26 protein-coding genes are annotated in these 25159 nt (G+C 69.2%); 14 read left to right on the top strand and 12 right to left on the bottom strand.

The features are described from left to right. Nucleotides 1-139: 139 nt before the first annotated feature. The 3 genes from HG542_RS26720 to HG542_RS26710 all read left to right on the top strand — a co-directional run bounded on the left by HG542_RS26720 (nucleotide 140) and on the right by HG542_RS26710 (nucleotide 1915). Nucleotides 140-382 (top strand): hypothetical protein, encoded by a 243-nt coding sequence (locus tag HG542_RS26720; protein ID WP_176607017.1) that lies wholly within the window; start codon nucleotides 140-142, stop codon nucleotides 380-382. 653 nt (nucleotides 383-1035) lie between these two features. Continuing rightward, the gene (locus HG542_RS26715) at nucleotides 1036-1389 is read left to right on the top strand and encodes a hypothetical protein (RefSeq protein ID WP_171085767.1); all 354 of its coding nucleotides are present in this window, start codon (nucleotides 1036-1038) and stop codon (nucleotides 1387-1389) included. 49 nt (nucleotides 1390-1438) lie between these two features. Beyond that, nucleotides 1439-1915: a hypothetical protein gene (locus tag HG542_RS26710; protein WP_171085765.1), complete on the top strand. Its 477-nt coding sequence runs from the start codon at nucleotides 1439-1441 to the stop codon at nucleotides 1913-1915. A 33-nt stretch (nucleotides 1916-1948) separates the two neighbouring features. On the opposite strand, the gene HG542_RS26705 is transcribed toward HG542_RS26710, so the two are convergent. The 4 genes from HG542_RS26705 to HG542_RS26690 all read right to left on the bottom strand — a co-directional run bounded on the left by HG542_RS26705 (nucleotide 1949) and on the right by HG542_RS26690 (nucleotide 6178). Next, the gene (locus HG542_RS26705; protein WP_171085763.1) at nucleotides 1949-2116 is read right to left on the bottom strand and encodes a hypothetical protein; all 168 of its coding nucleotides are present in this window, start codon (nucleotides 2114-2116) and stop codon (nucleotides 1949-1951) included. 368 nt (nucleotides 2117-2484) lie between these two features. Then, nucleotides 2485-3645, bottom strand: a complete 1161-nt coding sequence (gene mycP, locus HG542_RS26700) for a type VII secretion-associated serine protease mycosin (protein ID WP_229922684.1) — start codon at nucleotides 3643-3645, stop codon at nucleotides 2485-2487. 1607 nt (nucleotides 3646-5252) lie between these two features. Next, complete coding sequence (locus HG542_RS26695; RefSeq protein ID WP_171085759.1) at nucleotides 5253-5702, bottom strand: DUF2563 family protein; 450 nt, start codon at nucleotides 5700-5702, stop codon at nucleotides 5253-5255. A gap of 47 nt (nucleotides 5703-5749) precedes the next feature. Further along, nucleotides 5750-6178 (bottom strand): DUF6415 family natural product biosynthesis protein, encoded by a 429-nt coding sequence (locus tag HG542_RS26690; RefSeq protein ID WP_171085757.1) that lies wholly within the window; start codon nucleotides 6176-6178, stop codon nucleotides 5750-5752. A gap of 275 nt (nucleotides 6179-6453) precedes the next feature. Here HG542_RS26690 and HG542_RS26685 point away from each other — a divergent pair, with 275 nt between their 5' ends. The 7 genes from HG542_RS26685 (at nucleotide 6454) to HG542_RS26655 (ending at nucleotide 13193) form a co-directional block, all read left to right on the top strand. Then, the gene (locus tag HG542_RS26685; protein ID WP_171085755.1) at nucleotides 6454-7317 is read left to right on the top strand and encodes a helix-turn-helix domain-containing protein; all 864 of its coding nucleotides are present in this window, start codon (nucleotides 6454-6456) and stop codon (nucleotides 7315-7317) included. Next, on the top strand, nucleotides 7314-7517 hold the full coding sequence (locus HG542_RS26680; protein WP_171085752.1) for a DUF397 domain-containing protein: 204 nt from the start codon (nucleotides 7314-7316) through the stop codon (nucleotides 7515-7517). The genes HG542_RS26685 and HG542_RS26680 overlap by 4 nt, the downstream gene beginning before the upstream one ends. A gap of 157 nt (nucleotides 7518-7674) precedes the next feature. Continuing rightward, entirely contained in the window at nucleotides 7675-9198 is a 1524-nt protein-coding gene (locus HG542_RS26675) for a TldD/PmbA family protein (protein ID WP_171085750.1), read from the top strand. Then, a complete protein-coding gene (locus HG542_RS26670; RefSeq protein WP_171085749.1) occupies nucleotides 9195-10598 on the top strand; it encodes a metallopeptidase TldD-related protein in 1404 nt (467 codons plus the stop codon). The genes HG542_RS26675 and HG542_RS26670 overlap by 4 nt, the downstream gene beginning before the upstream one ends. 111 nt (nucleotides 10599-10709) lie before the next feature. Further along, nucleotides 10710-12110 carry a tyrosine--tRNA ligase gene (gene tyrS / locus HG542_RS26665; protein WP_171085747.1) on the top strand — a complete coding sequence of 467 codons (1401 nt, stop codon included), beginning with the start codon at nucleotides 10710-10712 and terminating at the stop codon, nucleotides 12108-12110. Between the two features lie 259 nt (nucleotides 12111-12369). Beyond that, on the top strand, nucleotides 12370-12753 hold the full coding sequence (locus HG542_RS26660) for a DUF3099 domain-containing protein (protein ID WP_171085744.1): 384 nt from the start codon (nucleotides 12370-12372) through the stop codon (nucleotides 12751-12753). Nucleotides 12754-12968: 215 nt separating this feature from the next. After that, a complete protein-coding gene (locus tag HG542_RS26655) occupies nucleotides 12969-13193 on the top strand; it encodes a hypothetical protein (RefSeq protein ID WP_171085742.1) in 225 nt (74 codons plus the stop codon). Between the two features lie 12 nt (nucleotides 13194-13205). Here the strand turns inward: HG542_RS26655 and moaA are convergent, their stop codons facing one another. The 3 genes from moaA to HG542_RS26640 form a co-directional block, all read right to left on the bottom strand. Beyond that, nucleotides 13206-14195, bottom strand: coding sequence for a GTP 3',8-cyclase MoaA (gene moaA, locus HG542_RS26650; protein WP_171085740.1), 990 nt, complete (start codon nucleotides 14193-14195; stop codon nucleotides 13206-13208). 104 nt (nucleotides 14196-14299) lie between these two features. Then, the gene (locus HG542_RS26645) at nucleotides 14300-15943 is read right to left on the bottom strand and encodes a monocarboxylic acid transporter (protein ID WP_171085738.1); all 1644 of its coding nucleotides are present in this window, start codon (nucleotides 15941-15943) and stop codon (nucleotides 14300-14302) included. Beyond that, nucleotides 15940-16338: a DUF485 domain-containing protein gene (locus tag HG542_RS26640; protein WP_438816706.1), complete on the bottom strand. Its 399-nt coding sequence runs from the start codon at nucleotides 16336-16338 to the stop codon at nucleotides 15940-15942. Before HG542_RS26640 ends, HG542_RS26645 begins: the two co-directional genes overlap by 4 nt. 243 nt (nucleotides 16339-16581) lie before the next feature. On the opposite strand from HG542_RS26640, the gene HG542_RS35430 reads away from it, so the two are divergent. Both HG542_RS35430 and HG542_RS26630 read left to right on the top strand, forming a co-directional pair. Then, nucleotides 16582-16716: a hypothetical protein gene (locus tag HG542_RS35430; protein ID WP_255316249.1), complete on the top strand. Its 135-nt coding sequence runs from the start codon at nucleotides 16582-16584 to the stop codon at nucleotides 16714-16716. Nucleotides 16717-16805: 89 nt separating this feature from the next. Further along, on the top strand, nucleotides 16806-18338 hold the full coding sequence (locus HG542_RS26630) for a S8 family serine peptidase (protein WP_171085732.1): 1533 nt from the start codon (nucleotides 16806-16808) through the stop codon (nucleotides 18336-18338). A gap of 54 nt (nucleotides 18339-18392) precedes the next feature. On the opposite strand, the gene HG542_RS26625 is transcribed toward HG542_RS26630, so the two are convergent. The 5 genes from HG542_RS26625 to HG542_RS26605 all read right to left on the bottom strand — a co-directional run bounded on the left by HG542_RS26625 (nucleotide 18393) and on the right by HG542_RS26605 (nucleotide 23241). Further along, the gene (locus HG542_RS26625; protein WP_171085731.1) at nucleotides 18393-18965 is read right to left on the bottom strand and encodes a lysoplasmalogenase; all 573 of its coding nucleotides are present in this window, start codon (nucleotides 18963-18965) and stop codon (nucleotides 18393-18395) included. Continuing rightward, the gene (locus HG542_RS26620; RefSeq protein ID WP_171085730.1) at nucleotides 18962-19843 is read right to left on the bottom strand and encodes a sterol desaturase family protein; all 882 of its coding nucleotides are present in this window, start codon (nucleotides 19841-19843) and stop codon (nucleotides 18962-18964) included. Before HG542_RS26620 ends, HG542_RS26625 begins: the two co-directional genes overlap by 4 nt. Nucleotides 19844-19938: 95 nt before the next feature. Then, nucleotides 19939-21165, bottom strand: a complete 1227-nt coding sequence (locus tag HG542_RS26615) for an amidohydrolase family protein (RefSeq protein WP_171085729.1) — start codon at nucleotides 21163-21165, stop codon at nucleotides 19939-19941. Beyond that, the gene (locus HG542_RS26610; protein WP_171085728.1) at nucleotides 21158-22441 is read right to left on the bottom strand and encodes an amidohydrolase family protein; all 1284 of its coding nucleotides are present in this window, start codon (nucleotides 22439-22441) and stop codon (nucleotides 21158-21160) included. Before HG542_RS26610 ends, HG542_RS26615 begins: the two co-directional genes overlap by 8 nt. Beyond that, on the bottom strand, nucleotides 22438-23241 hold the full coding sequence (locus tag HG542_RS26605) for an acetoacetate decarboxylase family protein (RefSeq protein WP_171085726.1): 804 nt from the start codon (nucleotides 23239-23241) through the stop codon (nucleotides 22438-22440). The genes HG542_RS26610 and HG542_RS26605 overlap by 4 nt, the downstream gene beginning before the upstream one ends. Nucleotides 23242-23355: 114 nt before the next feature. On the opposite strand from HG542_RS26605, the gene HG542_RS26600 reads away from it, so the two are divergent. After that, nucleotides 23356-23958, top strand: a complete 603-nt coding sequence (locus tag HG542_RS26600) for a TetR/AcrR family transcriptional regulator (protein WP_171085724.1) — start codon at nucleotides 23356-23358, stop codon at nucleotides 23956-23958. 179 nt (nucleotides 23959-24137) lie between these two features. Continuing rightward, complete coding sequence (locus HG542_RS26595) at nucleotides 24138-25145, top strand: DEDDh family exonuclease (protein ID WP_171085722.1); 1008 nt, start codon at nucleotides 24138-24140, stop codon at nucleotides 25143-25145. Nucleotides 25146-25159: the final 14 nt, after the last annotated feature.

Genomic DNA, 25159 nt, shown 5'->3' with positions numbered 1-25159 from the left:
TGGCGTAGGCGCCATCATCCTCGCATACGACTGCGCCGGAGCGATGGGTCGGGACATAGCCGTCGACTTCAAGCGCCGCTGACTCCAAGACGCACACAAGCCACATCCCATTGATCGACTAGCGCGGAAGAGGTTACCAGTGATCAGGGTTGGAGTCATCGGGCACATCAAATCTGGAGACGAGCAGAGTAAGTATGCGAAAATTCAGGAGCTTGCAGATGATCCTCCCAGTTACCTGATTCTCACCGCGGCGGACCGAGGCTTTCAGTTCGATGGCGGGGATTGGTGGGTCGAGGACGAGGCCTCATTGAGGCAGTTTTTCGCCGAAGCTCGCTGGGATGTCGAGTGGCAGTCGACGGATGAAGACCAGCCAGGCAATTGACGACTAATGGCACAGCGCAGCCCCTGCCGGACGTCGTCCTGAGGAAGCCGACACCTCAAATGACTGATCACGCGGCGCGATCCCAAGCTGTTCGAAGAGCCCCTCGGCGCCTTCCGCGTCCACGAATCGCCGTCAGGTTTCTTCACGCCAGTTGCCCACTATGGCGACAGCGACCACCCAAAGAATGTGGACCAATGCTCGATAGTGCAAGCATTTTGAAAGCCCTACGATCGTTTGGGCCCATCGAGTGGTTCAAGATATCCGTTGGAAGGCATCCGCTGGAAGGGTACTTCCAGGCACCGTTTGTCGTCTGGCGTTTCCACCAGCCTCCGCAAGGACTGCGGCAGGTATTTGAAGCAGCCGTCTCAGGCACGAACATATCCGTCAAGTGGACCCTCGATATCTCCCGGAAAAATTGGCTACTCACGCCCTCCCGCTTGCTCGTTGGAACAGCAGAGACGGGAAGCCCGGGGTTCTCAGACGTAGCAGCATCCGTCGCCCTCTCCGATCAACCGTTTTGTATCGCCGCGAACGCCGACCTCGAAGACATCGTCAGCGTCCTGGAAGAGAAGGCACCCGACCAATAAGCCTTTTTCACCCCACCCTTGGAGAGCGATAGAGCTGCCCGCCGCAGACAGGGGACGGCAACTGACATGGCGGATCTACTGACAATTGATGAGCTGCCGGACGGCTTCAACTATCCACCCGAGTTCATTCGAGTGGTTGAACTCGGCCTAACGTCTCTGGAACCGTGGTGGATCATTAACGTGGATCTGCTGCGATCCCTTAACCGCGCTCTCGCGACGGCTTACCCAGAACGACATCTGGCCCTCTTTGCCAAACGCGAGAACAGAGACGACGTCGCATGCTGGGACCTGGCCGCAGGTGACGTCGCAGTTGTACATGTGGGAGCAAGTCCAGGCTGCGAGCAACGCGGGGCGAGGTTCCCGAACTTCAACGCATGGCTACGGCAGGCCATCGAGGACCTCATCGAGCATGGCGGCTAAATACACATCGTGTTGCCCTGGGTCAGTTACCTGCATATGGAGAGCCGGCATGTCGAGCGAAGAGCTTCGAGGGAAAATCCAACTCAGAAAGGAGGAGAGGCAAGCAGCAGCTCTCCTCGGGAAGTTCACTGGAGTTCAAGTCCTTGGATTTCTGAATCACAAGCAGGTTCCCAACTGGGTAAACCGGTCCCTGGACAATTTTAAGCAGATGAGCTCAGCCCCCGACTCACGCATTGACGACAGCGCAGATGAACAGGCCATTGAGTCGTGGTACCAAGGTTTCCTCGACTCCGCAGGAATTTCCGGTAGGTTTTTTTGCAGCACTGACATGACATATTTCCCGTGGGTTGAGTGCACCGCCGCTGGAAAGGGGTGGGTGCACTCCATCCGCAAGACTCTCGGAAGCGACATCAACTTCCTCTCAGGGAACAAGATGTCCTTGACGGTCTTTTTCGAAGAAGAATACGAGTACATTGGTTTTCGCCGCACTCAATGGACGCACAACAGTCGCCTTACTGGAGCTTGAGCCAACATGCTCCGACAGCCCCCATTGGGGTTGTCAGTGAACATCGAAGTCATTCGAACCGTCGACCCGGAAAATCGCCGGGTTCAGTTCACTTCCCCCGCCGGAAGCGCTTCGGGGATGTGGTGCGATGAACTGGAGCCGCAGCCCGGGAATTACGATGTTGAATTCGAGATTGTCGGCGAGGTGCAGCGATGGGATCACGCACAGCCCTCACGCGGACGAATTGAAGACGCAGGAGATCGGCCGGGGGTCTCTATCACGGGAATGGTGGAGCGAGTCGACGAGGACTTCACCGTCGCTCTGAGGGTCCAATCCGACATCCTCTTGATCGAAACACCTGAACACGCTCCCCCAGTAGCGCCCGGAACGTACCTATGCTTCACCGTTTCTTGCTTGGAACTGTACCCATACCAGCTGTGACCGGCACTGGAATCATCCGGCAATCGAACGTGAGGAGAGGAACGACCTCGCATGCCGGAGACCCCGCCGCAGGATTCCAGAACACGCAGGCAGTCGACGAGTTTCACGCGTGACCCCGGCCGCACGGGGCATACCAGCGGGAGTGGTGATCAGGCTTTGCGGCGGCGTACGACGATTACCGAAACAGTAATAGCCAAGGCGGCCACGGCAGCGATGCCCACCACGAGCAGGTTTCGCTGCGACAACAGGCCGTTGTCATGTGATCGGCCTGCAGCGGATCGCTCCTGCGTCGCGCTGCCCCCAGCGTGGGGGTTACTGGCGTCGCGAGTCAGCGCAGCGGCGTCCGGCAACGGGCTCACGTCCGGCGGGCCCGGGTCGCCCGGGTTCTGGAGGGCGATCCGGGGGCGGACTACGCCGTAGCCGAGGGTGTCGCTGCGCTTTTCGCCGCTCTTGGGGCCGCCGGCCGTGTTGATGAGGACGCGGAGGACCTGGTTGCCGGTCCAGTTCGGGTGGGCGGACCAGATGAGGGCGGCGGAGGCGGCGGCGATGGCGCTGGCGCCGCTGGTGCCCTTGACGATGCAGACATCAGATGTCCCGTCAGCGCAGGGGGCCACCATTTCCGTGCCGGGAGCGGCAAGATCGACCTCCGGCCCGCTCTGCGACCATGACGCGGCTTTGATCTCTCGATCGACCGCGGCCACGCCCACGACGCCGGGGTAGGCAGCCGGGTATTCCACAAGATTGCCCTTGTCCCCTGTGTTACCGACAGAGGCGAAAAGGAGCTTGCCCTTACCCAGAGCGTATTTAACGGCTTCCGCCACGGCAGGGTTGTAAGTCGGGCTCCCAAGGGACATGTTGATGATCTTCGCGTCCGAGTCGGCAGCGTAGCGGATGGAAGAAGCAAGCGCGGAATCTGTCTTGAAGATGTCGGAGCCCAGGGCGCGCACTGGAAGGATCCTCGCACCGGGTGCCAGACCGAGCGTCCCCGCACCCTTACCCGTACCCGCGACGAACAAGGCCATCTGCGAGCCGTGGCCGCTGGTATCGGTGTGTGCATTGCCTGGCAGACCCGAAAAATCCTTACCGTCAAGGACTTGACCTCGCAGGTCGGGCAGATCAGCGTCGACGCCAGAATCGATCACTGCAACAGTGACTCCGGACCCCGTGCTTGTCTTCCACATCTCTTCCGCGTGCATCGCGTCGAGGTACCACTCCTTGGAGCGAATCGTGTCGGCCTGAGCTTGTGCACCAACTACGCCGACAAACAGCAGAGCCGTTCCCGCGACGAGCCAACTCCTGGTGCGCCTCATGGTGATGCTAAGCATGCGAGTCCTCATGGTGGCCCGTATTCAGGATCAATCGATGACCGGTGGAACCGAGCGCCGGTCACCGCTCGCCCACGTCTCTTCGTCTTCGACCAGGTAGTCAGGGCGTCGGCCTGTCCGCTCTTGCTGCTGTTTAGACCGCCGGTCTCCTACCAAGCCCGTCCCGCCCGGAGTGAAGGCGCGGTTGTCGCCCTGGGCACGTTGCTGTTGCGGGCGACCGCCCACGATCCCGCCGGGCTCGCTCGCCAAACGCCTGCCCCCACCATTGGCAGCCCGGTTGCCCGCACTTCCTGATGCTGGAACCCCACCTGGTACGTGCGGCACGGTGCCACGAGCCTGGCCTTGTCCTGCTCCCAGCACCGGTTCAGTGCCGATGACCGTGCCTCTCGGCAGCGCTCCGCCCGGTTGCCCAGCCCCCCGAGGAGACGGACGGCCTCCGATGATGCCGTCGGCAGAGCCACCGGGAATACGGCTGATCGGTGCGCTGGGCAATGGCTGGCTTGGAGAAACACGTCCCAATGCACCACCCGGTTCAGCAGTTGCTTTGCCCAGTGGCCCCGCCGCACCTTGGCCCGGTCGGACAGTTTCTGTCCCGCGGGCCCCTACGGGCAGGGCAACTATGGGGGGCAATGGCGTCGGCCTGGGGGCAACGCCGCCAGGCAGTGGCGCCAGCACGGCATCAGGAACGCCCGTTGGGGCGTGGGGCAAGCTCGCTACGCTGTCGATACGACTAGAGCTCGGCTGATCAGGCATGCTGACGGCTGGCAGGGTCGCCCCGGCCTCGTATCCCATATGAGCTGGCGATGCATACCCTTGGCGCGCGGCAGGCGTGTGCCCTCCTGTACTGGACAAGTCCCGGGTACCCACGGCCGAAGCCGCTGTCACCGTGCCCGAGCCTGTCGGAGCCGTGGCCGCCTCACCCCCACCCGATGGGAGGCGTTGGACGTCGAAATTCCTCGACCATTCCCCCGGCATCGGCGGAAACGTAACCCCCGGCAACGACTGGATCTGGTGCGTCGACCACGCATACGACCCCGCCAGTTGCCGCATCAGCCGGGCCGCCTCCGCGCGGTCTGCGTCCAGGCGTTGCTGGGCCTGGTAGGCCTGCTGCTGGGTGGGGCCACCGCGGTTCAGGCAGCCGGTCTGGTCGGACTGCGTCGGCACAGCGACACGACTGCCGGGCTCAGCCGGATTGCTGGTGAGGAAGGCGTCGAGCGTGGCGCGGGACTCGGTCGAAACGGCCGGCATCGCGGAGTGGACATGGCTCAGCGTGTCCGCCGCATGCCCCATCCATTCACCCGACCCCCGGCTGAAGGCGCCCAGCCGCATGGTCGCGTTGCCCAGATCCGCCATCCACGTACGGAAGGCCTCGCCGCCTTCCCCCTCCCACGTCAGGCTGAGGGCCTCGGTCTGCAGAAGCGTGCCGAATTCCTCGATGACGGCGGCCGCCGTCTTCAGCTTCTCCGCCACCTCGGCGGCCCTCGCCGGCTGCGCGTGTTCCACCATGGCGCGCAGCTCTTCGTGAGACTTCGACTCGAAGTCGGACACAACCGTGAGGCCGCTCACCGGCTGGTTGACGAGCGGGGTGGTCATCAGATGCTTCCTTCACTGCTGCGGTCCGAACCGTGTGCCTCTTGGGGCTCGTGAGCCGCCCCCCGCGGTTCGACGACCCGCTGCGGATGCGGATCCAGTGCCGGGTTGTAGAGCTCCTGCGTGCGGCGCTGGATGGCCAGCAGGCGGTCACGCAGACCGGCGTCGACGTTCTCGTAGCCAACTCCCGCGCCGAGAACCGCCGTTCCCAGGGCCTCGATCTGGTCGGCGAGGAGCTGGGAGAGAGTCCTCAGCCGTTCGTGAACCGCGTCGTACGCGCCGTAGAGAGCAGTCACCTCGGCGAAGTTCTGTCCCATGTGCCCGGTTCCCGGAGCGGCCTCGGCGATGCGCCCGGGGGCACCTTCCGAGTCCAGGTAGTTGGTCAGAATGGCGTCGACACGACGCTTGAACGCCTTCAGCACCTCCGCTTCCGCATGCAACTGCCCGCCCACGGCTCTGCCCCCACCCCTCGTTTCACCCTGCTTTGTCTTGGCCAAGATTACTCAGCGTGCCCCACTGCGCGTGAGCCGTCCTGAGCGAGCAGCAGGAGCTGCTCCTCAAGGCCGCGCAGCTGTTGCGCGGCCTGCGCAAGGCTCCGGCAGTAGGCGAACGCGCTGAGGAGTCCGTTGCCGGGGTCGCCGTGCTCGGCCAAGTACAGGGCCTCGTCCACGGCCTTCGCTGCATCGCAGCGGCGTGCGTCGCCTTCCGGGAGCTGCTTGGCAGCGGCTCTGACTGCGCGAGCCGTCTTGCCGATGAAGCTGCGGAGTTTGCCGGTTGAGGAGCTGACCTGCTGAGGCGGCGGCGGGACGCGTCCCGCTTCCAGGATCACGCTGATGACGTCGACGATCTCGGGCTCCCCCTCCTTGCGTCGATGCAGAGGAGAGCGGAGCCCTCCGTCGGTCATGCCGGTGTACGGCCATACGGGCATGGAACAGCTCCTGGGGATGGGCGGTGCTCGGCGGACGCCTTCGCAGTTCAACCACCGTCTTGCAGCGGCGACTTCCTCCGCAAGCTCAATAGAAAGCTCGACAGAAATTGGCATATGACAAACACTGGCAGAGCTTGCCAGGAGAAGCACAAGGGGTGGAAGACTGCCGACATGCGAGCCCCGATCACCAACAAGGGCTCGCCGAGGGCCAACAGAGATACGCCGATGGTGTACACACACGCATCAGTGGGGAACAAAACTTCGAGGAGGGGTCAGTGGCAGCACGACGCGGTCCGACGTTCCGGCGGCGGGAGTTGGGCAAGGAACTCCGGCGCCTGCGGGAGAAAAAGGGTTACAGCGTCAAACAAGCCGCCGCTTCCATCGAAAGCTCCGAGTCGAAGCTCAACCGTGTCGAAACGGGTCACAACCAGCTGCCCCGGGTTCGTGACCTGGAGGATCTGCTCGAACTGTACGGGGTCACCGACAAGATCGACCGTGAACTTCTGCTGACACTCCACCGCGAGTCGCTCAGTCACGACTGGCACAGGCCCTACCGGAACGTGATGCCCTCGGGAACGACGATGTATGTCGGTTTGGAATCCGACGCCCGCACCATGCGCGCCTGGCACTCACAGGTGGTTTTCGGTCTCTTGCAGACCGAGGAATACGCCCGAGCATTGTTCATGACCGCCAAGCCGGTAGAGGAGAGGACGACTGAGTTCGTCGACGAATCCGTCGCGCTCCGCATGGAACGCAAGGGCATCCTCGAAGGGGACGACCCCATCGAGCTGCGCGTCATCATGTGCGAGGCTGCGCTGCGCCGCCTGATCGGCAGCCCGAAGGTCATGCGTAACCAGTACGCAGAGATCGAGCGGCTTGCAGCACTCGACCATGTGACCGTTCAGATCCTGCCCCTGAACCTCGCGGCCTTCAGGGCCAACGCCAACTTCGTACTCCTCGACTTCGACGACTGCCTCGACTCTGTGGTCATGGAAGACGGTCCACATGTCATGACCGTGTCCGACAAGCCCCGTGAGGTGGCGAAGTGCGCCCGCCGGTTCGACGCAATGCGCGACGGCGCTCTACGCCCAGCCAAAACTCCCGAGTTTCTACACCGACTGGCAAGAGAGATGGAATGACAGCCAACAAGCACCCGGAGTCCTGGTTCAAATCCTCGCACAGCGGCGACAACAACGGAGGTGGTTGCATCTCGGTCGCAGCCCTGCCCGGTCACGTCGGTATACGTGACTCCAAGAACACGGCCCGCCCCCCGTTCGCGGTGCCCATAACCTCCTGGGCCGCGTTCATCACCGAGGTGAAGGCCGGCCGGCTGGACTGACAGCCCCCAACCCCAGCCCCCGCCCCCACCCCGCCAAACGCCCCCAACGAGAACCCCCTCCGCCCACCGTGCCCCATGATTGACTTCCCCGTGGCGGTCATCACTCCTCGGATACGAGGAAGCACACGGCAGAACACGGCAGAAGGGGAGGCCACTCGTGGCCCACGAAGTGGATCAATCGTTTCTTGCACTGCCGCTGCGGGCGCTCGCCGACGCGGCGTTGGCCCGTGCCCGGGCGCTGGGCGCCGAACACGCGGATTTCCGCCTCGAACGGGTGCGCAGCGCCTCGTGGCGGCTGCGCGACGCCCGCCCGTCCGGGTCGGCGGACACCACCGAGCTGGGCTACGCGGTCCGCGTGGTGCACGGCGGGACGTGGGGCTTCGCCTCGGGCGTCGACCTGACGATGGACGCCGCCGCGCGCGTGGCCTCGCAGGCCGTCGCGATGGCGAAGCTCTCCGCCAAGGTGATCGCGGCCGCCGGCTCCGACGAGAGGGTCGAGCTCGCGGACGAGCCCGTGCACGCCGAGCGCACCTGGGTGTCCGCCTACGACATCAACCCCTTCGACGTGCCCGACGCCGACAAGACCGCCCTCCTCACCGACTGGAGCGAACGCCTGCTGCAGGCTGAGGGCGTGGCGCACGTCGACGTCTCGCTGATGACCGTGCAGGAGAACAAGTTCTATGCGGACTCCGCGGGCACCACGACCACCCAGCAACGGGTGCGCGTGTACCCGCAGCTGACGGCCGTCGCCGTCGACGAGGGCACCGGCGTCTTCGACTCGATGCGCACGCTCGCGCCGCCCGCCGGGCGCGGCTGGGAGTATCTGACGGGCACCGGCTGGGACTGGGACGCCGAGCTGGCGGAGATCCCCGGCCTCCTGGCGGAGAAGATGCGCGCGCCGAGCGTGCAGGCGGGTGCGTACGACCTCGTGGTCGATCCCTCCAACCTCTGGCTGACGATCCACGAGTCGATCGGCCACGCCACCGAGCTGGACCGGGCGCTGGGCTACGAGGCCGCGTACGCGGGCACGTCCTTCGCCACCCCCGATCTGCTGGGCACCCTGAAGTACGGCTCGGAGATCATGAACGTCACCGGTGACCGCACGGCCGAGCACGGCCTGGCGACCGTGGGCTACGACGACGAGGGCGTGGCGGCCCAGTCCTGGGACCTGGTCCGCGACGGCGTGCTCGTCGGCTACCAACTGGACCGGCGCATGGCCCGGTTGACGGGCCGGGACCGCTCCAACGGCTGCGCCTTCGCGGACTCCCCCGACCATGTGCCGGTGCAGCGGATGGCGAACGTCTCCCTGCAGCCGGCCCCGGACGGGCCGTCCACCGAGGAGCTCATCTCGGGTGTGGAGCGCGGCATTTACGTGGTCGGCGACCGCTCGTGGTCAATTGATATGCAACGGTACAATTTCCAGTTCACGGGCCAACGCTTCTATCGCATCGAGAACGGCCGGCTGGCCGGGCAGTTGCGCGACGTCGCCTATCAGGCGACCACGACGGACTTCTGGGGCTCGATGAAGGCCGTGGGCGGCCCGCAGACGTATGTGCTGGGCGGGGCGTTCAACTGCGGCAAGGCGCAGCCGGGGCAGATCGCGGCCGTTTCGCACGGGTGCCCCTCCGCGCTCTTCGAAGGGGTCAACATTCTGAACACGACGCAGGAGGCGGGACGATGAGCTCTCGTACCACCAAGCCCCACGAGATCGTCGAGCGCGCCCTGGAGCTGTCGCGTGCCGACGGGTGTGTGGTGATCGCGGGCGAGCGGTCCACCGCCAATCTGCGCTGGGCCGGCAATGCGCTCACCACCAACGGCGTCACCCGGGGGCGCAGCGTCACCGTCGTCGCGACGGTGGACGGGGCCGAGGGGACGGCGTCCGGGGTCGTGTCGCGCTCGGCCGTCACGGCCGACGACCTGGAGCCGCTGGTGCGGGCCGCCGAGGCCGCGGCCCGGGAGGCCGGGCCCGCCGAGGACGCGCAGCCGCTGGTGACGGGAGTGCCGCACTCCCCCGGGTTCGAGGGCGCCCCCGCCGAGACGTCGCCCGCGGTCTTCGACGCGTTCGCCCCCGCGCTGGGCGAGGCCTTCGCGCGGGCCCGTGCCGCGGGCCGGGAGCTGTACGGGTTCGCGCAGCACGAGGTGCTGTCGAGCTATCTGGGGACCTCCGCCGGGCTGCGGCTGCGGCACGACCAGCCCACCGGCACGCTGGAGATGAACGCCAAGTCCCCGGACCGCACGCGGTCCGCCTGGGCGGGGCGGGCCACCCGGGACTTCACCGACGTGGATCCGGGGGCGCTGGACGCGGAGCTGGCCGAGCGGCTCGGCTGGGCGGAGCGGCGGATCGAGCTGCCGGCCGGGCGGTACGAGACGCTGCTGCCGCCGACCGCGGTGGCGGATCTGCTGATCTACCAGCAGTGGTCGGCCACGGCGCGGGACGCGGCGGAGGGCCGGACGGTCTTCTCCCGGACGGGCGGCGGCACCCGGCTGGGCGAGAAGCTCTCGCAGCTGCCGCTGACGCTGCGCAGCGACCCGCACGCGCCGGGCCTGGAGTGCGCGCCGTTCGTGCTGGCGGGCAGCTCCGGCGACGACGCGTCGGTCTTCGACAACGGCCTGCCGCTCACGGCCACGGAGTGGATCCGCGAGGGCGTGCTGGAGCACCTGCTCACCACGCGGCACACGGCGGGGCTGACGGGCCTGCCGGTCGCCCCGTTCACGGACAATCTGATCCTGGAGGGCGGCGGCACCCGGTCGCTCGCGGAGATGGTGGCCGCGAGCGGGCACGACGGGCCCGCCCTGCTGCTGACGTGCCTGTGGTACATCCGCGAGGTGGACCCGGCGTCGCTGCTGCTGACCGGGCTGACCCGGGACGGCGTCTACCTGGTGGAGAAGGGCGAGGTCGTCGGCGAGGTCAACAACTTCCGCTTCAACGAGTCCCCGGTGGACCTGCTCTCCCGGGCCACCGAGGCGGGGCGCACCGAGCGCACCCTGCCGCGGGAGTGGAACGAGTACTTCACCCGCACGGCGATGCCCGCCCTGCGCATCCCGGACTTCAACATGAGTTCCGTGAGCCAGGGGGTCTGACCGGTCAGACCGGTCAGACCAAGCGGGCGGAACGGGGACGGCATGGGCGCGGAGCGGGCCGAATAGACTGGTCGCGTCCATGTTGTCCGTCTCTCTTCCGTCAGGAACGCCATGACACGCCTCGGCGAATCCGTCGCCCGCGCCAGCGAGCTCCTCGCGCAGGATCTCTCCTCCGACTCGACCGTGCAGCAGTTGCTCACCGAGACCAAGGCGCGTCGCTATCTGGACCTGTCGGACCTGTCGGCGAAGGAGCAGGCGGAGCTGATCGCCTCGCGCACGGTCGAGGTGCTGCCGGGCGTCGCCAAGCTGGCCGAGCGGATCGAGGCGCGGGCCGCCGAGGGCAAGGGCCTGCACATCAAGCTGGGCATCGACCCGACGGCCACGGACGTGCACCTGGGGCACGCCGTGCCGCTGATCATCCTGAGCCGGTTCCAGCGGCTGGGCCACGACGTCACGCTGATCATCGGCGACTTCACCGCCAAGATCGGCGACCCGTCGGGCCGCACGGCCGAGCGCCCGCCGCTGACCGACGAGGACATCGCGCAGAACCTGGCCACCTACCGCGAGCAGGTGCGCCCGTTCTTCGACTTCGAGAAGGTCAGCTTCCGGCAGAACAGCGAGTGGCTGGCGCCGTACACCTTCCCGGAGCTGCTGGGGCTGCTGTCCCAGGTGCCGGTCTCGCAGCTGCTGCAGCGCGAGGACTTCCGCAACCGTCTCGCCGCCGGCTCCGGTCTGACCATGACGGAGCTGCTCTACCCCATCGCGCAGGGCCTGGACTCCGTGGCCCTGGAGTGCGACGTCGAGCTCGGCGGCGCGGACCAGCTGCTCAACCTGCAGATGGGCCGCAAGCTGATGGAGGTCCACCGGCAGAAGCCGCAGCTCGTGGTCACCATGCCGCTGATCGAGGGCACGGACGGCACGGGCGCGAAGATGTCCAAGTCCAAGGGCAACTACGTCGGCCTGTCGGCCCCCGCCGACGATGTCTTCGGCAAGATCATGTCGGTTCCGGACCGGCTGATGGAGCCCTACCTCAAGGCGTGGACGGAGTGGACGGACGCGGAGATCGCGCTCGCCGTCTCCCGCATCGAGGACCGTTCGCTGCACCCGATGGACCTGAAGAAGGTGCTGGCGGGCGAGGTCGTGGCCGCGCTGTACGGCGTGGACGCGGCGATGACGGCGCGGGCCGGGTTCATCGCCCAGTTCTCCAGGAAGAGCTTCACGGACGTCGAGACGCCGGTGGTGGAGCTCTCCGAGCACGGTGCGGAGCCGGCCACGGCCGTGCTGAGCAAGGTGCTGGGCTTCCAGCCGAGTGCCTCCGCGGCGCGGCGGGTGGCCAAGCAGAACGGGCTGCGGCTCGTCATCGAGTCGGATGGCGGGCAGGAGGCCGTGGTTCTGCCGGAGGCGGAGGCCATTCGGCCGTTGGGCGAGGTGGTCGCGGAGGCCGTGGCCAAGGCCGGTGGTACCCCGCGGGTGTACCTCAAGGCCGGGCGCAAGCTGGCCGAGCTTCGCTGAGCCGTACGGCGGCTGCGGGCCGTCGGTGGTTGCTCGCGCCCACGCGGCGGAGCCGCATATCGATACAGCCCCGCGCCCCTTTCGGGGCGCGGGGTACGGCGCTCGGCGCAGCCTCGCGTACGCCGTTTGTGCACGTCGGGCGCCTCTCCGCGGACCACGCCGAGGGTGCCCCGGTCTCGTGCGGGGGCAAGGCCCGGCGTAACGTGGAATACGTCCCGGGGTACGGGGTTTCGGCTCGGCTGTCGGGTGGTGGAATGTGATGCGGAAGCACGACGGTACGGAGACCTTCCGGATCACGGGAGCCCGGCAGGGGCTGACCGAGGACGTGCGGGGGCGGCAGCGCCGGTACGTCATCTCGATGGGCATCCGCACGATCTCCGTGGTGCTGACCGTGGTGCTGTGGAACGTCGAGCGCTACGTGGCGATCGGCACGCTGGTCCTGGGTGCGCTGCTGCCGTACGTGGCCGTGGTGATCGCCAACGCGGGCCGGGAGAACGCCCCTTCGCTGCCGGGGACCCTCATTCCGCGGCCGATGCGGACGATGCTGACAGAGGGTCACGGACCGCAGGGTCCGGGGATGGCGGAATCCGTCCCGGAAGGCGGGCCGGCCGAATCCGGCGATCAGCGCCGTGACCACGGCTGATGCTCCGCATCCGGCCAACGGGGGCGTCGGCAATCCGACAAGCTCAAGAAAACCTCAGATCAATCATGTGGTTCGGTGCCGCGCGCCGGGCCCCCCGTGACATACTTCGTAGGCGCTCCGCATCCCCCGTCGGAGCGACAGACCGACGCCGGGCGGCTCCCCCCGTGGCTGCCCGGCGTCGCCGTGTCTGCATGCGGCTCCCGTAGGGTTCGGGTGTGAACTCCCCCGAAAATGCCGTGATCTGTTCCGCGAAGGGCTGCCGTGCGGCGGCCGTGTGGGTACTCGCCTGGAACAACCCGAAGTTGCACACGCCCGACCGCCGCAAGACATGGCTCGCGTGCGACGAGCACCGCGAGCACCTCTCCAACTTCCTTGCCCTGCGCGGGTTTTTGAAGGACGTGGTGGCCCTGGAGGAGTGGGAGGAGCGGGGCGCCCCGTAAGGGGCGCAGTCGCTAACCGCCGATCGCGGACATCGGGCGTGCCGGCTGCAGGAATTCGGGATCGTCGATCCCGGCCCCCGCCTTCTTCCCCCACATCGCCGAGCGCCACCGGCGGGCCAGTTCCTCGTCGGACGCCCCGCCCCGCAGGGCGGCGCGCAGGTCCGTCTCCTCCGTCGCGAACAGGCAGGTGCGCACCTGCCCGTCCGCCGTGAGGCGGGTGCGGTCGCAGGTGCGGCAGAAGGGGCGGGTGACGGAGGCGATGACGCCCACCCGGGCCGGGCCGCCGTCGACGAGCCAGCGTTCGGCGGGGGCCGAGCCCCGTTCCGCCGCTCCCTCGGGGGTGAGGGTGAAGCGCGTGCGCAGGCTCGCCAGGATCTGCTCGGCGGTGATCATGCCGTCCCGGCGCCAGCCGTGCTGCGCGTCCAGCGGCATCTGCTCGATGAAGCGCAGCTCGTAGTCGTTGGCCACGGCCCAGGCCAGCAGGTCGGGCGCCTCGTCCGCGTTGTGCCCGGGCATCAGCACGGCATTGACCTTGACGGGCGTGAGGCCGGCCGCCCGGGCCGCGGCCAGGCCGTCGAGGACGTCCTGGTGGCGGCGGCGCCGGGTGAGTGCCTCGAAGACCTCGGGGCGCAGGGTGTCCAGGGAGACGTTGACGCGGTCCAGGCCGGCGTCCCGCAGTGCCTGTGCCGTGCGGGCCAGGCCGATGCCGTTGGTGGTCAGCGAGAGGCGCGGGCGCGGCTCCAGGGCCGCGCAGCGCTCGACGAGGGAGACGAGGCCGGGCCGCAGCAGCGGCTCACCGCCCGTGAAGCGGACCTCGGTGACGCCGAGCAGGGTGACCGCGATCCGGACGAGGCGGACTATCTCGTCGTCCGTCAGCAACTCGGGTTTGGCCAGCCACTGCAGGCCTTCCTCGGGCATGCAGTAGGTGCAGCGGAGGTTGCAGCGGTCGGTGAGGGAGACGCGGAGGTCCGTGGCGGCCCGGCCGTAGGTGTCGATGAGCACGGTGGGGCCCCCTCATGGAACTGGAACGCTCGTTCGTTCACTCGTTTCGCAGCGTACGCGATGCCCGGGGGGCCGACGAAGCGCCGGGCCCCCGGGCATCGTGATCAGTGGGCCCCGTATCCGGTGAGTGCGCGGACCTCCAGCTCCGCGTACTTCCTGGCCACCGCCTCCTCGGCGGACAGCACCGAGCCGAGCCAGCCGAGGACGAAGCCGAGCGGGATGGAGACCAGCCCGGGGTTGGCCAGCGGGAAGAGGTCGAAGCTCATGCCGGGGAAGAGCGCCTTGGGGTTGCCTGAGACCACCGGCGAGAGGATCACCAGGGTGACGGACGAGACCAGGCCGCCGTAGATCGACCACAGTGCGCCGCGGGTCGTGAAGCGCTTCCAGAAGAGGCTGTAGAGGATCGTCGGGAGATTGGCCGAGGCGGCCACGGCGAAGGCGAGGGCCACCAGGGCGGCCGCGTTGAGGCGGTGGGCGAAGATGCCCAGCACGATGGAGACGGCGCCGATGACGACGGCCGCGATCTTTGCGGTGAGGACCTCCTCCTTCTCGGTCGTGCTGCCCTTCCTGATCACATTGGCCCACAGGTCGTGGGCGAAGGAGGCGGAGGAGGCGAGGGTGAGGCCCGCGACCACGGCGAGGATCGTCGCGAAGGCCACGGCCGAGATCACCGCGAGGAGCACGGCCCCGCCCGTGGAGCCCGCCCCGCCGCCGACCTCCTGGGCGAGCAGCGGGGCCGCCGTGTTGCCGGACTCGTTGGACGCGATGATCGCCTTGGGGCCGACCAGGGCCGCGGCGCCGAAGCCCAGCGCGATGGTCATCAGGTAGAAGGCGCCGATGATGCCGATGGCCCAGTTGACGGACGTCCGGGCGGCCTTGGCGGTCGGCACGGTGTAGAAGCGGATGAGGATGTGCGGCAGACCGGCCGTGCCGAGGACGAGCGCCAGACCGAGCGAGACGAAGTTGAGCTTGGAGGTGCTGTCCTTGCCGTACTGCAGCCCGGGTTCCAGGAAGGCCCTGCCCTTGCCGCTCCTCTCGGCGGCGTGGCCGAGCAGGCTGGAGAGGCTCCAGCCGAAACGGTTGAGCACCAGGACGGTGATCAGCAGGGTGCCGGCGATCAGCAGCACCGCCTTGACGATCTGCACCCAGGTGGTGCCCTTCATCCCGCCGATCGTCACGTACAGCACCATCACCAGGCCGACCAGGGCGATGATCCAGCGCCGGGAGCCCTCGCCGCTCGCGCCGAGCAGCAGGGCGACGAGCGCGCCCGCGCCGACCATCTGCGCCAGCAGATAGAAGATCGAGACGACGATGGTGGAGGTGCCGGCCGCGGTACGCACCGGCCGCTGCTGCAGGCGGTGCGCGAGGACGTCCGCCATGGTGAAGCGGCCGGAGTTGCGCAGGGGTTCGGCGACCAGCAGCAGGGCGACCAGCCAGGCGACGAGGAAGCCGATGGAGTAGAGGAACCCGTCGTAGCCGAAGAGCGCGATGGCGCCCGCGATGCCCAGGAAGGACGCGGCGGACATGTAGTCGCCGGAGATGGCCAGACCGTTCTGGAAGCCGGAGAAGGAGCGGCCTCCGGCGTAGAAGTCGGTGGCGTCCTTGGTCTGCCGCCCGGCCCAGACGGTGATGCCGAGGGTGATGGCGACGAAGACCGAGAACAGGGTGATGATCAGGGTGCGGTGTTCGCCCGCGCCGCCGGCGGCCTGGAAGGTGTGTGCTGCGACGGTGTGTCCTGCGGTGGTCATTCCCCGGCCTCCAGCCGTGTCTTGAGGGCCTCGGCCCTGGGGTCGAGCTGTGCGGCGGCGTGCCGCGAGTACCACCAGGCGATCAGGAAGGTGGTGAGGAACTGGGCCAGGCCGAGGACGAGGGCGACGTTGATGTTGCCCGCGACGCGGGTGCCCATGAAGCCGCCCGCATAGTTGGACAGCAGGACGTACAGCAGGTACCAGGCGACGAAGGCCAGGGTGAGCGGGAAGGCGAACGAGCGGTGGGCCCGGCGCAGTTCACCGAACTCGGGGCTCTCCTGCACCTGGGTGAAACGCTCCGGCTGGGCGGGGATGACGGGGCGGACGGCCTCGCTCTTCGCTTCGCCCCTCTCCGATGTGGTCGATGCGGGGTCGACGGCCTCTTCTGAGTCCACTGCCTCTCCTAGACGGGTGCGTGCGGTTGGACGGCTGAGTGCGGTGGCGCGAACCCGCATCTGTGACGCAGATCACGCGCGTAGCGGAACACCGCAGTATGCGACAGAAAGCCGTTCTCCGAATGACGCAGCTCGGGCCCGAGGTGCAATACCGGGCGCCCGTGCCCTCGTTGACCTGGTGTGAGCACCGTGCCGCCGCCTCCGCCGCCGTCCCCCGGCCGACGACCGTTCGGGGTCGTCAGGTTGACGGCGCCCGTCATCACCGCGCACCCGGGGCGCCCGGCGGCCCTGCTCGCCGCGGGCCGCTGGTACGGGCCCAGGGTGCCGCTGCAGCCGCTGAGCATCGACACCCTGCGGCGGCCCGAAGTACCTTCTTGAGAGGCTTTCTTGGGGAATTCATTGCCCGGTTCCGGTGAACGGCGCTAGTTTCACTCGCCTGTGCGTTTTCCGGATGATGTGGAGACCTCATGGACCGTCTGCGTTCCAGACGTCGGCACGCCCTGCTGGCAGTGCCCGTCGGACTTGCCCTCACCGCCTCCCTCGGCCTGCTGCCGGCCGCCGCCTCGGCCGCCCCGCAGGGCCCCGGTACCGCGAAGGCCGCGGCCGCGGAGGACGGCCCGCTGCTGTCGTACGTGGTCAACACCGACCGGGCGCGGGGCACGCTCGCCCGGGTGAAGAAGGCGGTGGCCCAGGCTCGCGGCACCGTCGTGGTCGCCTACGAGCAGATAGGCGTCGTCGTCGCGCACTCCGCGAACCCGGGCTTCGGCGCGGCCCTGCGCGCGGTGCCCGGCGTGCAGTCGGCGGGCGCCACCCGCACCGCCCCGATCACGCCCGCGGCCACCACGGACGTCGGCAAGCCCGAGAAGCTCAAGCTGTCCGGTCCCGCCGCGCTGGCCGCCGCCCGCTCGGCCGAGCCCGGCCAGGAGCCGCTGGAGGGCCTGCAGTGGGACCTCCGCGCCATCAAGGCCGACCAGGCCGCGAAGGTGAACCCGGGCAGCCGGGATGTCACGGTCGGCGTCATCGACACCGGCGTGGACGACACGCACCCCGACCTCGCCCCGAACTTCTCCCGCAGCCAGTCCGCGAGCTGCGTCACCGGCAAGGCCGACACGAGCCCCGGCGCCTGGCGCCCGTTCGACCCCGCGCAGGACTACCACGGCACGCACGTCGCCGGGACGATCGCGGCCGCCCGCAACGGCACCGGCATCGCCGGCGTGGCCCCCGGGGCGAAGGTCTCGGCCATCAAGGTCTCGACCGCCAAGGGCGCTTTCTTCTACGCCGAGAGCGTCGTCTGCGCGTTCGTCTTCGCCGCCGACCACGACATAGCCGTGACGAACAACAGCTACTACGTCGACCCGTGGCTGTTCAACTGCTCCGACGACCCCGACCAGAAGGCGATAGCCGACGCCGTCGGCCGGGCGGCCTCGTACGCCCAGCGCAGGGGCACGCTCAACATCGCCGCGGCCGGCAACTCCAGCCTCGACCTGGCGGCCAAGCAGCTTCCCGACGCCTCCAGCCCCAACGACACCACGCCGAAGAACCGCACGATCGACCCGGCCACGTGCCTGGACATCCCCGCGGAACTGCCCGGCGTGGTGGCCGTCTCCGCGACCGGCGTGAAGTCGCTGAAGTCGTTCTACTCCAACTACGGCCTCGGCCGCATCGACGTGGCGGCCCCCGGCGGCGACAGCCGCCAGATCCCGGACCTGCCCGCCAAGGACGGCCGCATCCTCTCGACGCTGCCCGGCGGCGACTACGGGTATCTGCAGGGCACGTCGATGGCGAGTCCGCATGTGGCGGGTGTGGCGGCGCTGTTGAAGAGTGCGCATCCCGATGCCAGTCCGCAAGAGCTGCGGTGGCTCTTGCGGGCGCAGGCCGGTAATCCGGGGTGCCCGGTAGCCCCGGCGGACGCCGCGTGTACTGGTACGCGGCACGTCAACAGCTTCTACGGGTACGGCATCGTCGATGCGCTGGCTGCGGTGCAGGACGAGGACGACTGAGCGGTCACTTTGGCTGCGGGTTCGTTGTGGTTGATCGCGCAGTTCCCCGCGCCCCTATGGGGCGCGGGTCTGCAACAAGCCCTCCACCAGTAGGTATTGGGCCGACAGGTACGTCAGCATGATCCAGAACTGCTGTTGCGGCCGGCTCACGATGAGCGTGTCCGACAGCAGGAACAACGCCCCGCCCGCCGCCGCCCGCGGCCCGGCTCTCGTTGCGCCCAGCGCCATCGTCGTCAGCAGCAGGCTGTACAGCGTCACCGGAACGCGCAGTTCCGCATCCAACCCCGGCCACAGCAGGGCCAGCGTGCCCGCCCACGCCGTGCCGTAGGCGGCGGTCAGGCGGCGGCTCGGTCTGCCGTGCTTCGCGAACTGGGCGAGGTAGCACAGGTGTCCGGCGGCGAACGCGCCCATGCCGAGCAGGAACGGCAGGTCGCCGTCGGCCTGCAGCAGCGTGTCCCCCGCGCACCCGAACAGCAGCGCCAGCGCGAGCCGCCGGGAGCCGCCGCGTTGCAGTACGTACTCGGCGAGCAGGGGCATCAGCACCGGCTTGGTGGCCCGTTCGATGCGCTTCCGTCCGGTCAGCAGTGCACCGAGATGCACTCCTGCGGCCGCGGCGAACGCTCTCATGCGACCCGCTCCGGGACCCGGCGCCGGCGCGCCGGTTTCGCGGCCGCGGGCCCCGGCTGCCACCCCGGTCCGCGGAAGACCCGCCCGGCCCGCTCCCGCCAGCTGTGCGCGGCGCGGATGTCGCGGGCGATGGCCGCGTACTCGTGGGTGGCGACGCGCAGCGGGTTGTAGGTGTCGATGTTCTTCGTCAGCCCGTAGACCGGGCGTTCGCCCTCGGGGACGAACGAGCCGAAGAGACGGTCCCAGACGATCAGGATGCCGCCGAAGTTGCGGTCCAGGTAGCCGCCTTGCGACGCATGGTGCACGCGGTGGTGGGAGGGGGTGTTGAGGACGTACTCCAGTGGCCGGGGCAGTTGGCCGATGCGCTCGGTGTGCACCCAGAACTGGTAGACGAGATTCGTTCCCGAACAGAAGGCCACCGCCGCCGGGTGCACGCCGGCCAGGATCATCGGGACGTAGAACGGCCAGACGGTCCATGTCGTCCAGGGCTGGCGCAGCGCGGTGGTGAAGTTGAACTTGCGGCTGGAGTGGTGCACCACGTGGCAGGCCCACAGGATCCTGACGACGTGGTGGCCGCGGTGGGACCAGTAGTAGAAGAAGTCCTGGGCGAGCAGCATCAGCGGCAGCGTCCACCACAGCACGGGCACGCGCAGCGGCGTGAGTTCGTAGAGCGCGGCGTAGACCGCCACGATGGGTATCTTCCACAGCGCGTCGAAGACGAGGCTGCCCAGCCCCATGCCGATGCTGGTCGCCGCGTCCCTGGCCTCGTACCCCTCGGCGTCCTCGTCGGGGTGCAGCCGGTAGCTCACCAGCTCCAGCACGGTGAGCACGGCGAAGGCCGGTACGGACCACAACACGACATCCGGAAGGTGCGGCATGGCGGCACCATAAACGCGGCAACCGGGCCGCGGCTAGGGGTGGTTACCGTCGGGTACGGAATGACGTTACCCGGGGTTCGAAGGTCACCGGAGAGTCACCACGCCCGCACCGGTGCGTCGCGGACGAAGACGGGGCTCGTCGCGCCCGGCGGTACGGTCTCCAGCGGTTCGGCGATCTCGGTGACCGGCGGGCCCACGCGGGCGGCGATCGGGGCGAGGAGGGCGAGGTCGAAGCCGTAGACGCGGGCCGCGTTGCCGCCGAGCATGGCGGCGGTCTCCTCGGCGGGGAGGCCTGCGTAGGCCAGGCGCAGGGCCTCGCGGGAGTGGGGGTGGGTGCCCTCGTCATGCGGGTAGTCGCTGCCCCACATGATCTTGTCGATGCCGATGCGGTGGCGCAGCGGCACCTCGTGCGGGCGCATGAAGCTGGCGCCCGCCGCGCAGTTGGCGTGCCAGTACGTGCTCGGGCGGCGGCGGACCGAAGTGGCCAGACCCGCACCGAACTTGGCCTCGGAGGTGCCGGTGGCGCCGTCGCCGGGGACCAGGCGGGCGTAGTAGTGGTCGAGGGTGTCCAGGACGCCGGGGATCCAGGCCGTGCCCTGTTCGGTGAGGACGAGGCGGAGGTCCGGGTGACGGTCGAAGGCGCCGCCGAGGATCAGGTGCCACAGGGCGCGGTGGGAGAACCAGGTGGTCTCCACCATGAAGACCGCGCGGGCCGCCGGGTCGTCGCCGAGCGGTGGCGAGGCGGAACCGGCGTGGTGGTTGACGGGGACGCCGAGTTCGGCGCAGACGGCCCAGAGCGGGTCGTAGCAGGCGGAGTGGAGTTCGGGCAGGCCCGAGCCGGGCGGGGTGCCGGGCAGCAGGACGCCGCCGGTGAGCCCGGCCTCCTTGGTGCGGCGCACTTCGCGCACGGCCTCGTCGATGTCGTTCAGGAGGATCTGGGCGACGCCCGCGCGGCGGCCGGGGGCCGCGGCGCAGAAGTCGGCGAGCCAGCGGTTGTGGGCGCGCAGGCCGGCCCAGCGGAGTACGAAGTCCTCGCGGGTGGGGGCGGGGGCGACGAGGGAGGCGCTGGGGAAGAAGGGCGGGACGGTGTTGGGGAAGACGACTTCGGCGACGATGCCGTCGGCCTCCAGCTCGGCAAGCCGGAGGCCGGAGTTCCAGTTGCGTTCGGCTCCGTCGGCGAGCAGATCCTCGTACGGGTTGACGTACGCGGCCGCCCAGGCGTCGAAGGCCTCGTGGTACCGGTGCTCCAAGTAGGGCCGGTAGTCGAGGAGATCGGCACCGGCGTGGCAGTCGGCGGAGATGACGGTGTGGCGGTCAGGCATCGTCCACCCCGGTGCGCGGGAAGTCCTCGCCGGTCAGCCAGTGCCGGCCGGTCTCGCGGGAGCGGGCCCAGGACGCCTCGACGGCCTGCTGGTCGGCGGGCTGGCCCAGGTCGTCCGGGGTGGGGCCGATGCGGGCGGCGAGCGGGGCGAGGGCGCGGGTGTCGAAGCCGAACGCCTCGGCGGCGGACAGGCCCAGCATCCGGCGGGTCTCGGCGACCGGGATGTCGTGGAAGGTCGCGCGCAGCCAGCCGCGGGTGTCGGGCCAGGTGCCCTCGGGGTGGGGGAAGTCGGAGCCCCACAGGATGTTGCCGACCCCGATCTCGTAGCGCTGGGCGAGCTCGCGGCGCTTGGTGTTGGTGGCGCAGACGAAGACGTTGCGGTCGAGGTACTCGTGGGGCGGGCGGTTCAGGCCGGCGAAGGGCGAGAGCTTCTTGCCGCCGTGGGCACCGAGGTAGAGGCGGTCCATGAACCACAGCAGGTTGGGCAGCCACCAGCAGCCGGACTCGGCGATGCCGAAGCGCAGTTGCGGGTGACGCTCGAAGACGCCGGACCACAGCAGGAACCACAGCGGGCGCGCGGGCCACCAGGTCACCTCGGTGACGAAGATGCCGAGGTGGTCGCCGTACTCGTGGCGGGGCGTGGCCCCGGAGTGGGTGAGCACGGGCATCCCGGCCGCGGCGGCGGCCGCCCAGACGGGGTCGTAACTCCGGTCGTGGTAGGGCTTCCCCTCGCCCCACATCGCCGGGATCATCAGCGCGCCCAGCCCGGACTCCCCGGCCCGGTCGATCTCCTCGACGACGCGGTCGACGGGGGCGGTGATCGGCAACAGGGCCACGCCGCAGTGCCGTTCGGGGTGCGCGGAGCAGAACTCGGCGAGCCAGCGGTTGTGGGCGCGGGCGCCCGCCATGCCGAGCTCGGGGTCGTGGTCGCCGGACAGGCCGAGGCCGACACCGAAGGGCGCGGCGGTGCGGCTGTCCACGGCGTCCGCGTCGGGGAAGACGACCTCGGCCGCCACCCCGTCGCCGTCGAGCTCCTTGATCCGCTGCGCCGCGTCCCAGCCGCCGCGCAGCCCCTCCTCGTGCTCCTCGAACCACCGGGCGGCGAAGGCCTCGTTGCGCACGCCCAGGCGCGTCATCTCGGCCTGGCGCGCGGTGCGCTGCGCGAGGAAGTCGTCGAAGGCGCGGTGGAAGCGCCGTTCCAGATACGGGCGGTACTCCTCGGTGGGGAGTCCGGCGTGGCAGTCGGAGGAGATGATCAGGTACGGGTCGCCGCTCATCGCGTACTCCCTTCCGGGGGGCCGTCGAGGATCTGGTGTGCGTCGTCGTAGCGCTGGTGGATGTAGGGCAGGAGGTCTTCCGCCGCGACGCGGGCGACGACGCGGCCGTGCTGGGTGGTGGCCCGCTCCCCGAGCGTGATCCCGGCGGGGCGCAGGACGGGCAGGTCGGCGACCGGGTCGTACGCCGACTCGCGCAGCATCACCTCGCCGGTGACCTCCTCCAGCCTGCGCACCCGCTCCGTGCGGGTGCAGTGCACCAGGACGGGATCGCCGTCGAAGCCCGTGCCGTCCACGCCCGGCAGGAACTTGAAGTAGAAGTCCAGCCGCTCGCTCTCCGGCGGCAGCGGCAGGGGGCCGGAGACCGTGCCGTGCACGGCGAGGAAGTCGATGCCGTGCCGGGAGAGGCGGGCGCGGAGCGCCGCGCCCTCGCGCTCGAGCACGACCTCGCCCAGCTTCTTCGGCTCGCCGAACACCTCGCGCCCGCCGGTCAGGGCGCGCTCGTGCGTCATCGGCATCACCAGCGGGTACCAGCCGGCGCGCCCCTCGTGCCGCGCGGCGACGGCCACCGAGCCGGCGCCGAGGGGGTAGCCGCGCAGGGCGACGGTGCTGACGGAGGCCCGGACGAGCGGGCGGGCCGGCGGTGCGAGCGGGGGCGGCAGGACGGCCGCGACGGCGTCCGGGTCGGTCTCCCAGAGGGCGGTGACCCCCGTGGACCAGATGTCGGGCAGCCGGGCCGCCGCCTCGCGGGCCGCCTTGATCTCCGTGTCGGTGCGGGGGCCGTAGCGGATGCGTGGTGCCATGCCGTACCACCTCTCGGTCGGAGCCGGTCGGAGCAGCAGGGTCCGTCTGTAACAGAGTTACAGCGCGGGCGCTCCCGGGTAAACCCCTCTGCACATACGGGAGTTGGGGGGCGCATGGCGGAGAATCTCACCCGCGAGCAGGTGCTGGAGACCGCGGCCCGGCTGGTGCGGGAGCGCGGCCCGCGGGCGCTGACGATGCGCGCGCTGGCCGCCGAGCTGGGCACGGCCGTCACGTCGATCTACTGGCACGTCGGCAGGCGCGAGGCGCTCGTGGACGCCCTCGTCGAGCGGACGCTGCACGAGTTCGCCGCGATCCGGCCGGCCGGGCGGACCCCGCGGACCCGGATCGTCTCCATCGCGCGGGCGCTGCGCCGGGAGCTGCTCGCCCGGCCGCACCTGATCGCGATGGTGCACGAACGGGGGCTGTCGGAGCGGATGTTCCGGCCCGCGCAGCGGGCGCTGGTGCACGAGGTGCACGCGGCCGGATTGCGCGGGGCGCGGGCGGCGGAGGCGGTGCAGGCCGTGCAGTTCCAGGTGGTGGGGCATGTGCTGGTGGAGCGGAGCCGGGAGCGGGCGCCTGAGCAGAGGGCGCCCGATGCGGTGCCGGGTTCGGGTGGGGACCGGGCCCTTGAGCGGGCCCTGGCCCGGCAGCCGGATGCGGAGCGGGTGTTCGAGGTGGCGGTGCGGGCGCTGGTGGAGGGGTTGCTGCCCCGGTAGTCGGTCGGGTGCGGGTTTCGCTGCGGCTGGTCGCGCCCACGCGGCGGAGCCGCATATGTGACGGCCCCGCGCCCCTTCGGGGCACCCGTGGTGCACGTCCCGCTTACGGGTGGCCGGATCCCCTCCCCCCTGACGTCCGAATCTCCCGTTGTCAGTGCGGGCCCGTATCCTCTGTGACCATGCTCGAAGACCACCCCGCCGCCGCACCGCACAGCCCGTGGCCGGCCGCGTATCCGCAGGGATACGCGGTCGTCGACGTGGAGACCACGGGGCTCGCCCGCGACGACCGGATAGTGTCGGCTGCCGTCTACCAGCTGGACGCCCGGGGCGAGGTGGAGGACCAGTGGTACACGCTGGTCAACCCGCAGCGCGATCCCGGCCCGGTGTGGATCCACGGGCTCACCTCCGAAGTCCTCGCGGACGCACCGCTGTTCAAGGACATCGCCGAGCCGTTCGCCGAGCGGCTGGCAGGGCGGGTTCTCGTCGCGCACAACGCCGCCTTCGACTGGTCGATGATCTCCCGCGAGTACGCCCGCGCCCGGGCGGACGTCCCCGTGCGGCAGCGGCTGTGCACGATCGCACTCTCCAAGGAGCTGCAGCTGCCGCTGCCCAACCACAAGCTGGAGTCGCTCGCCGCGCACTACGGCGTCGTGCAGCAGCGTGCCCACCATGCGCTCGACGACGCCCGTGTGCTCGCCGAGGCGTTCCGGCCCAGCCTGCGCCTGGCGGCCGAGGCGGGGCTGCGGCTGCCGCTGCTGGCCTGCCAGCCGCTGACGGAGTGGTCGGACGGCCCGGCGGCGGGCACACGGTCGGCGACCATCGGATATCAGCCGTCCTCCTCCTACGGGTACCGGCCGCAGACCTGGCGGCCCAGCCGCAAGCGCCCGGCCTGCCCGTATCCCAACCCCGGGCGTTACGAACCGGGCGAACAGCTCATTCAGGGCATGCGGGTCGCGTTCTCCGGCGACACCTCCGTCGACCGCGAGCTCTTGGAGGACCGGGCCGTGGAGGCCGGGCTGCACGTGGCCACCAGCGTCTCCCGGCTCACCAGCCTGCTGGTCACCAACGATCCCGGCTCCCCCACGTCCAAGACGGCCAAGGCCCGCTCCTTCGGCACCCCGATCGTCGACGAGGCCGCTTTTATGCAGCTTCTGCTGCATGTGACCCCGGCGCGGAGCAAGGCGTAGCCACCGGGTACCGT

The sequence above is a fragment of the Streptomyces morookaense genome, assembly GCF_013030945.1.
In the GTDB taxonomy this organism is placed as follows: Bacteria; Actinomycetota; Actinomycetes; order Streptomycetales; family Streptomycetaceae; genus Streptomyces; species Streptomyces morookaensis.
This window is presented reverse-complemented; position numbering and strand designations above follow the sequence as displayed.

Bases quoted from the DNA above. Each gene is read 5' to 3' on its own strand.
- HG542_RS26615 (WP_171085729.1), bottom strand. From the start codon at position 21,165: ATGCCTGACCGCCACACCGTCATCTCCGCCGACTGCCACGCCGGTGCC.
- HG542_RS26680 (WP_171085752.1), top strand. From the start codon at position 7,314: ATGACAGCCAACAAGCACCCGGAGTCCTGGTTCAAATCCTCGCACAGC.
- tyrS (WP_171085747.1), top strand. From the start codon at position 10,710: ATGACACGCCTCGGCGAATCCGTCGCCCGCGCCAGCGAGCTCCTCGCG.
- HG542_RS26625 (WP_171085731.1), bottom strand. From the start codon at position 18,965: ATGAGAGCGTTCGCCGCGGCCGCAGGAGTGCATCTCGGTGCACTGCTG.
- HG542_RS26600 (WP_171085724.1), top strand. From the start codon at position 23,356: ATGGCGGAGAATCTCACCCGCGAGCAGGTGCTGGAGACCGCGGCCCGG.
- HG542_RS26715 (WP_171085767.1), top strand. From the start codon at position 1,036: ATGGCGGATCTACTGACAATTGATGAGCTGCCGGACGGCTTCAACTAT.
- HG542_RS26660 (WP_171085744.1), top strand. From the start codon at position 12,370: ATGCGGAAGCACGACGGTACGGAGACCTTCCGGATCACGGGAGCCCGG.
- HG542_RS26595 (WP_171085722.1), top strand. From the start codon at position 24,138: ATGCTCGAAGACCACCCCGCCGCCGCACCGCACAGCCCGTGGCCGGCC.
- mycP (WP_229922684.1), bottom strand. From the start codon at position 3,645: ATGAGGCGCACCAGGAGTTGGCTCGTCGCGGGAACGGCTCTGCTGTTT.
- HG542_RS26630 (WP_171085732.1), top strand. From the start codon at position 16,806: ATGGACCGTCTGCGTTCCAGACGTCGGCACGCCCTGCTGGCAGTGCCC.
- HG542_RS26605 (WP_171085726.1), bottom strand. From the start codon at position 23,241: ATGGCACCACGCATCCGCTACGGCCCCCGCACCGACACGGAGATCAAG.
- HG542_RS26610 (WP_171085728.1), bottom strand. From the start codon at position 22,441: ATGAGCGGCGACCCGTACCTGATCATCTCCTCCGACTGCCACGCCGGA.
- HG542_RS26670 (WP_171085749.1), top strand. From the start codon at position 9,195: ATGAGCTCTCGTACCACCAAGCCCCACGAGATCGTCGAGCGCGCCCTG.
- HG542_RS26620 (WP_171085730.1), bottom strand. From the start codon at position 19,843: ATGCCGCACCTTCCGGATGTCGTGTTGTGGTCCGTACCGGCCTTCGCC.
- HG542_RS26710 (WP_171085765.1), top strand. From the start codon at position 1,439: ATGTCGAGCGAAGAGCTTCGAGGGAAAATCCAACTCAGAAAGGAGGAG.
- HG542_RS26690 (WP_171085757.1), bottom strand. From the start codon at position 6,178: ATGCCCGTATGGCCGTACACCGGCATGACCGACGGAGGGCTCCGCTCT.
- HG542_RS26645 (WP_171085738.1), bottom strand. From the start codon at position 15,943: ATGACCACCGCAGGACACACCGTCGCAGCACACACCTTCCAGGCCGCC.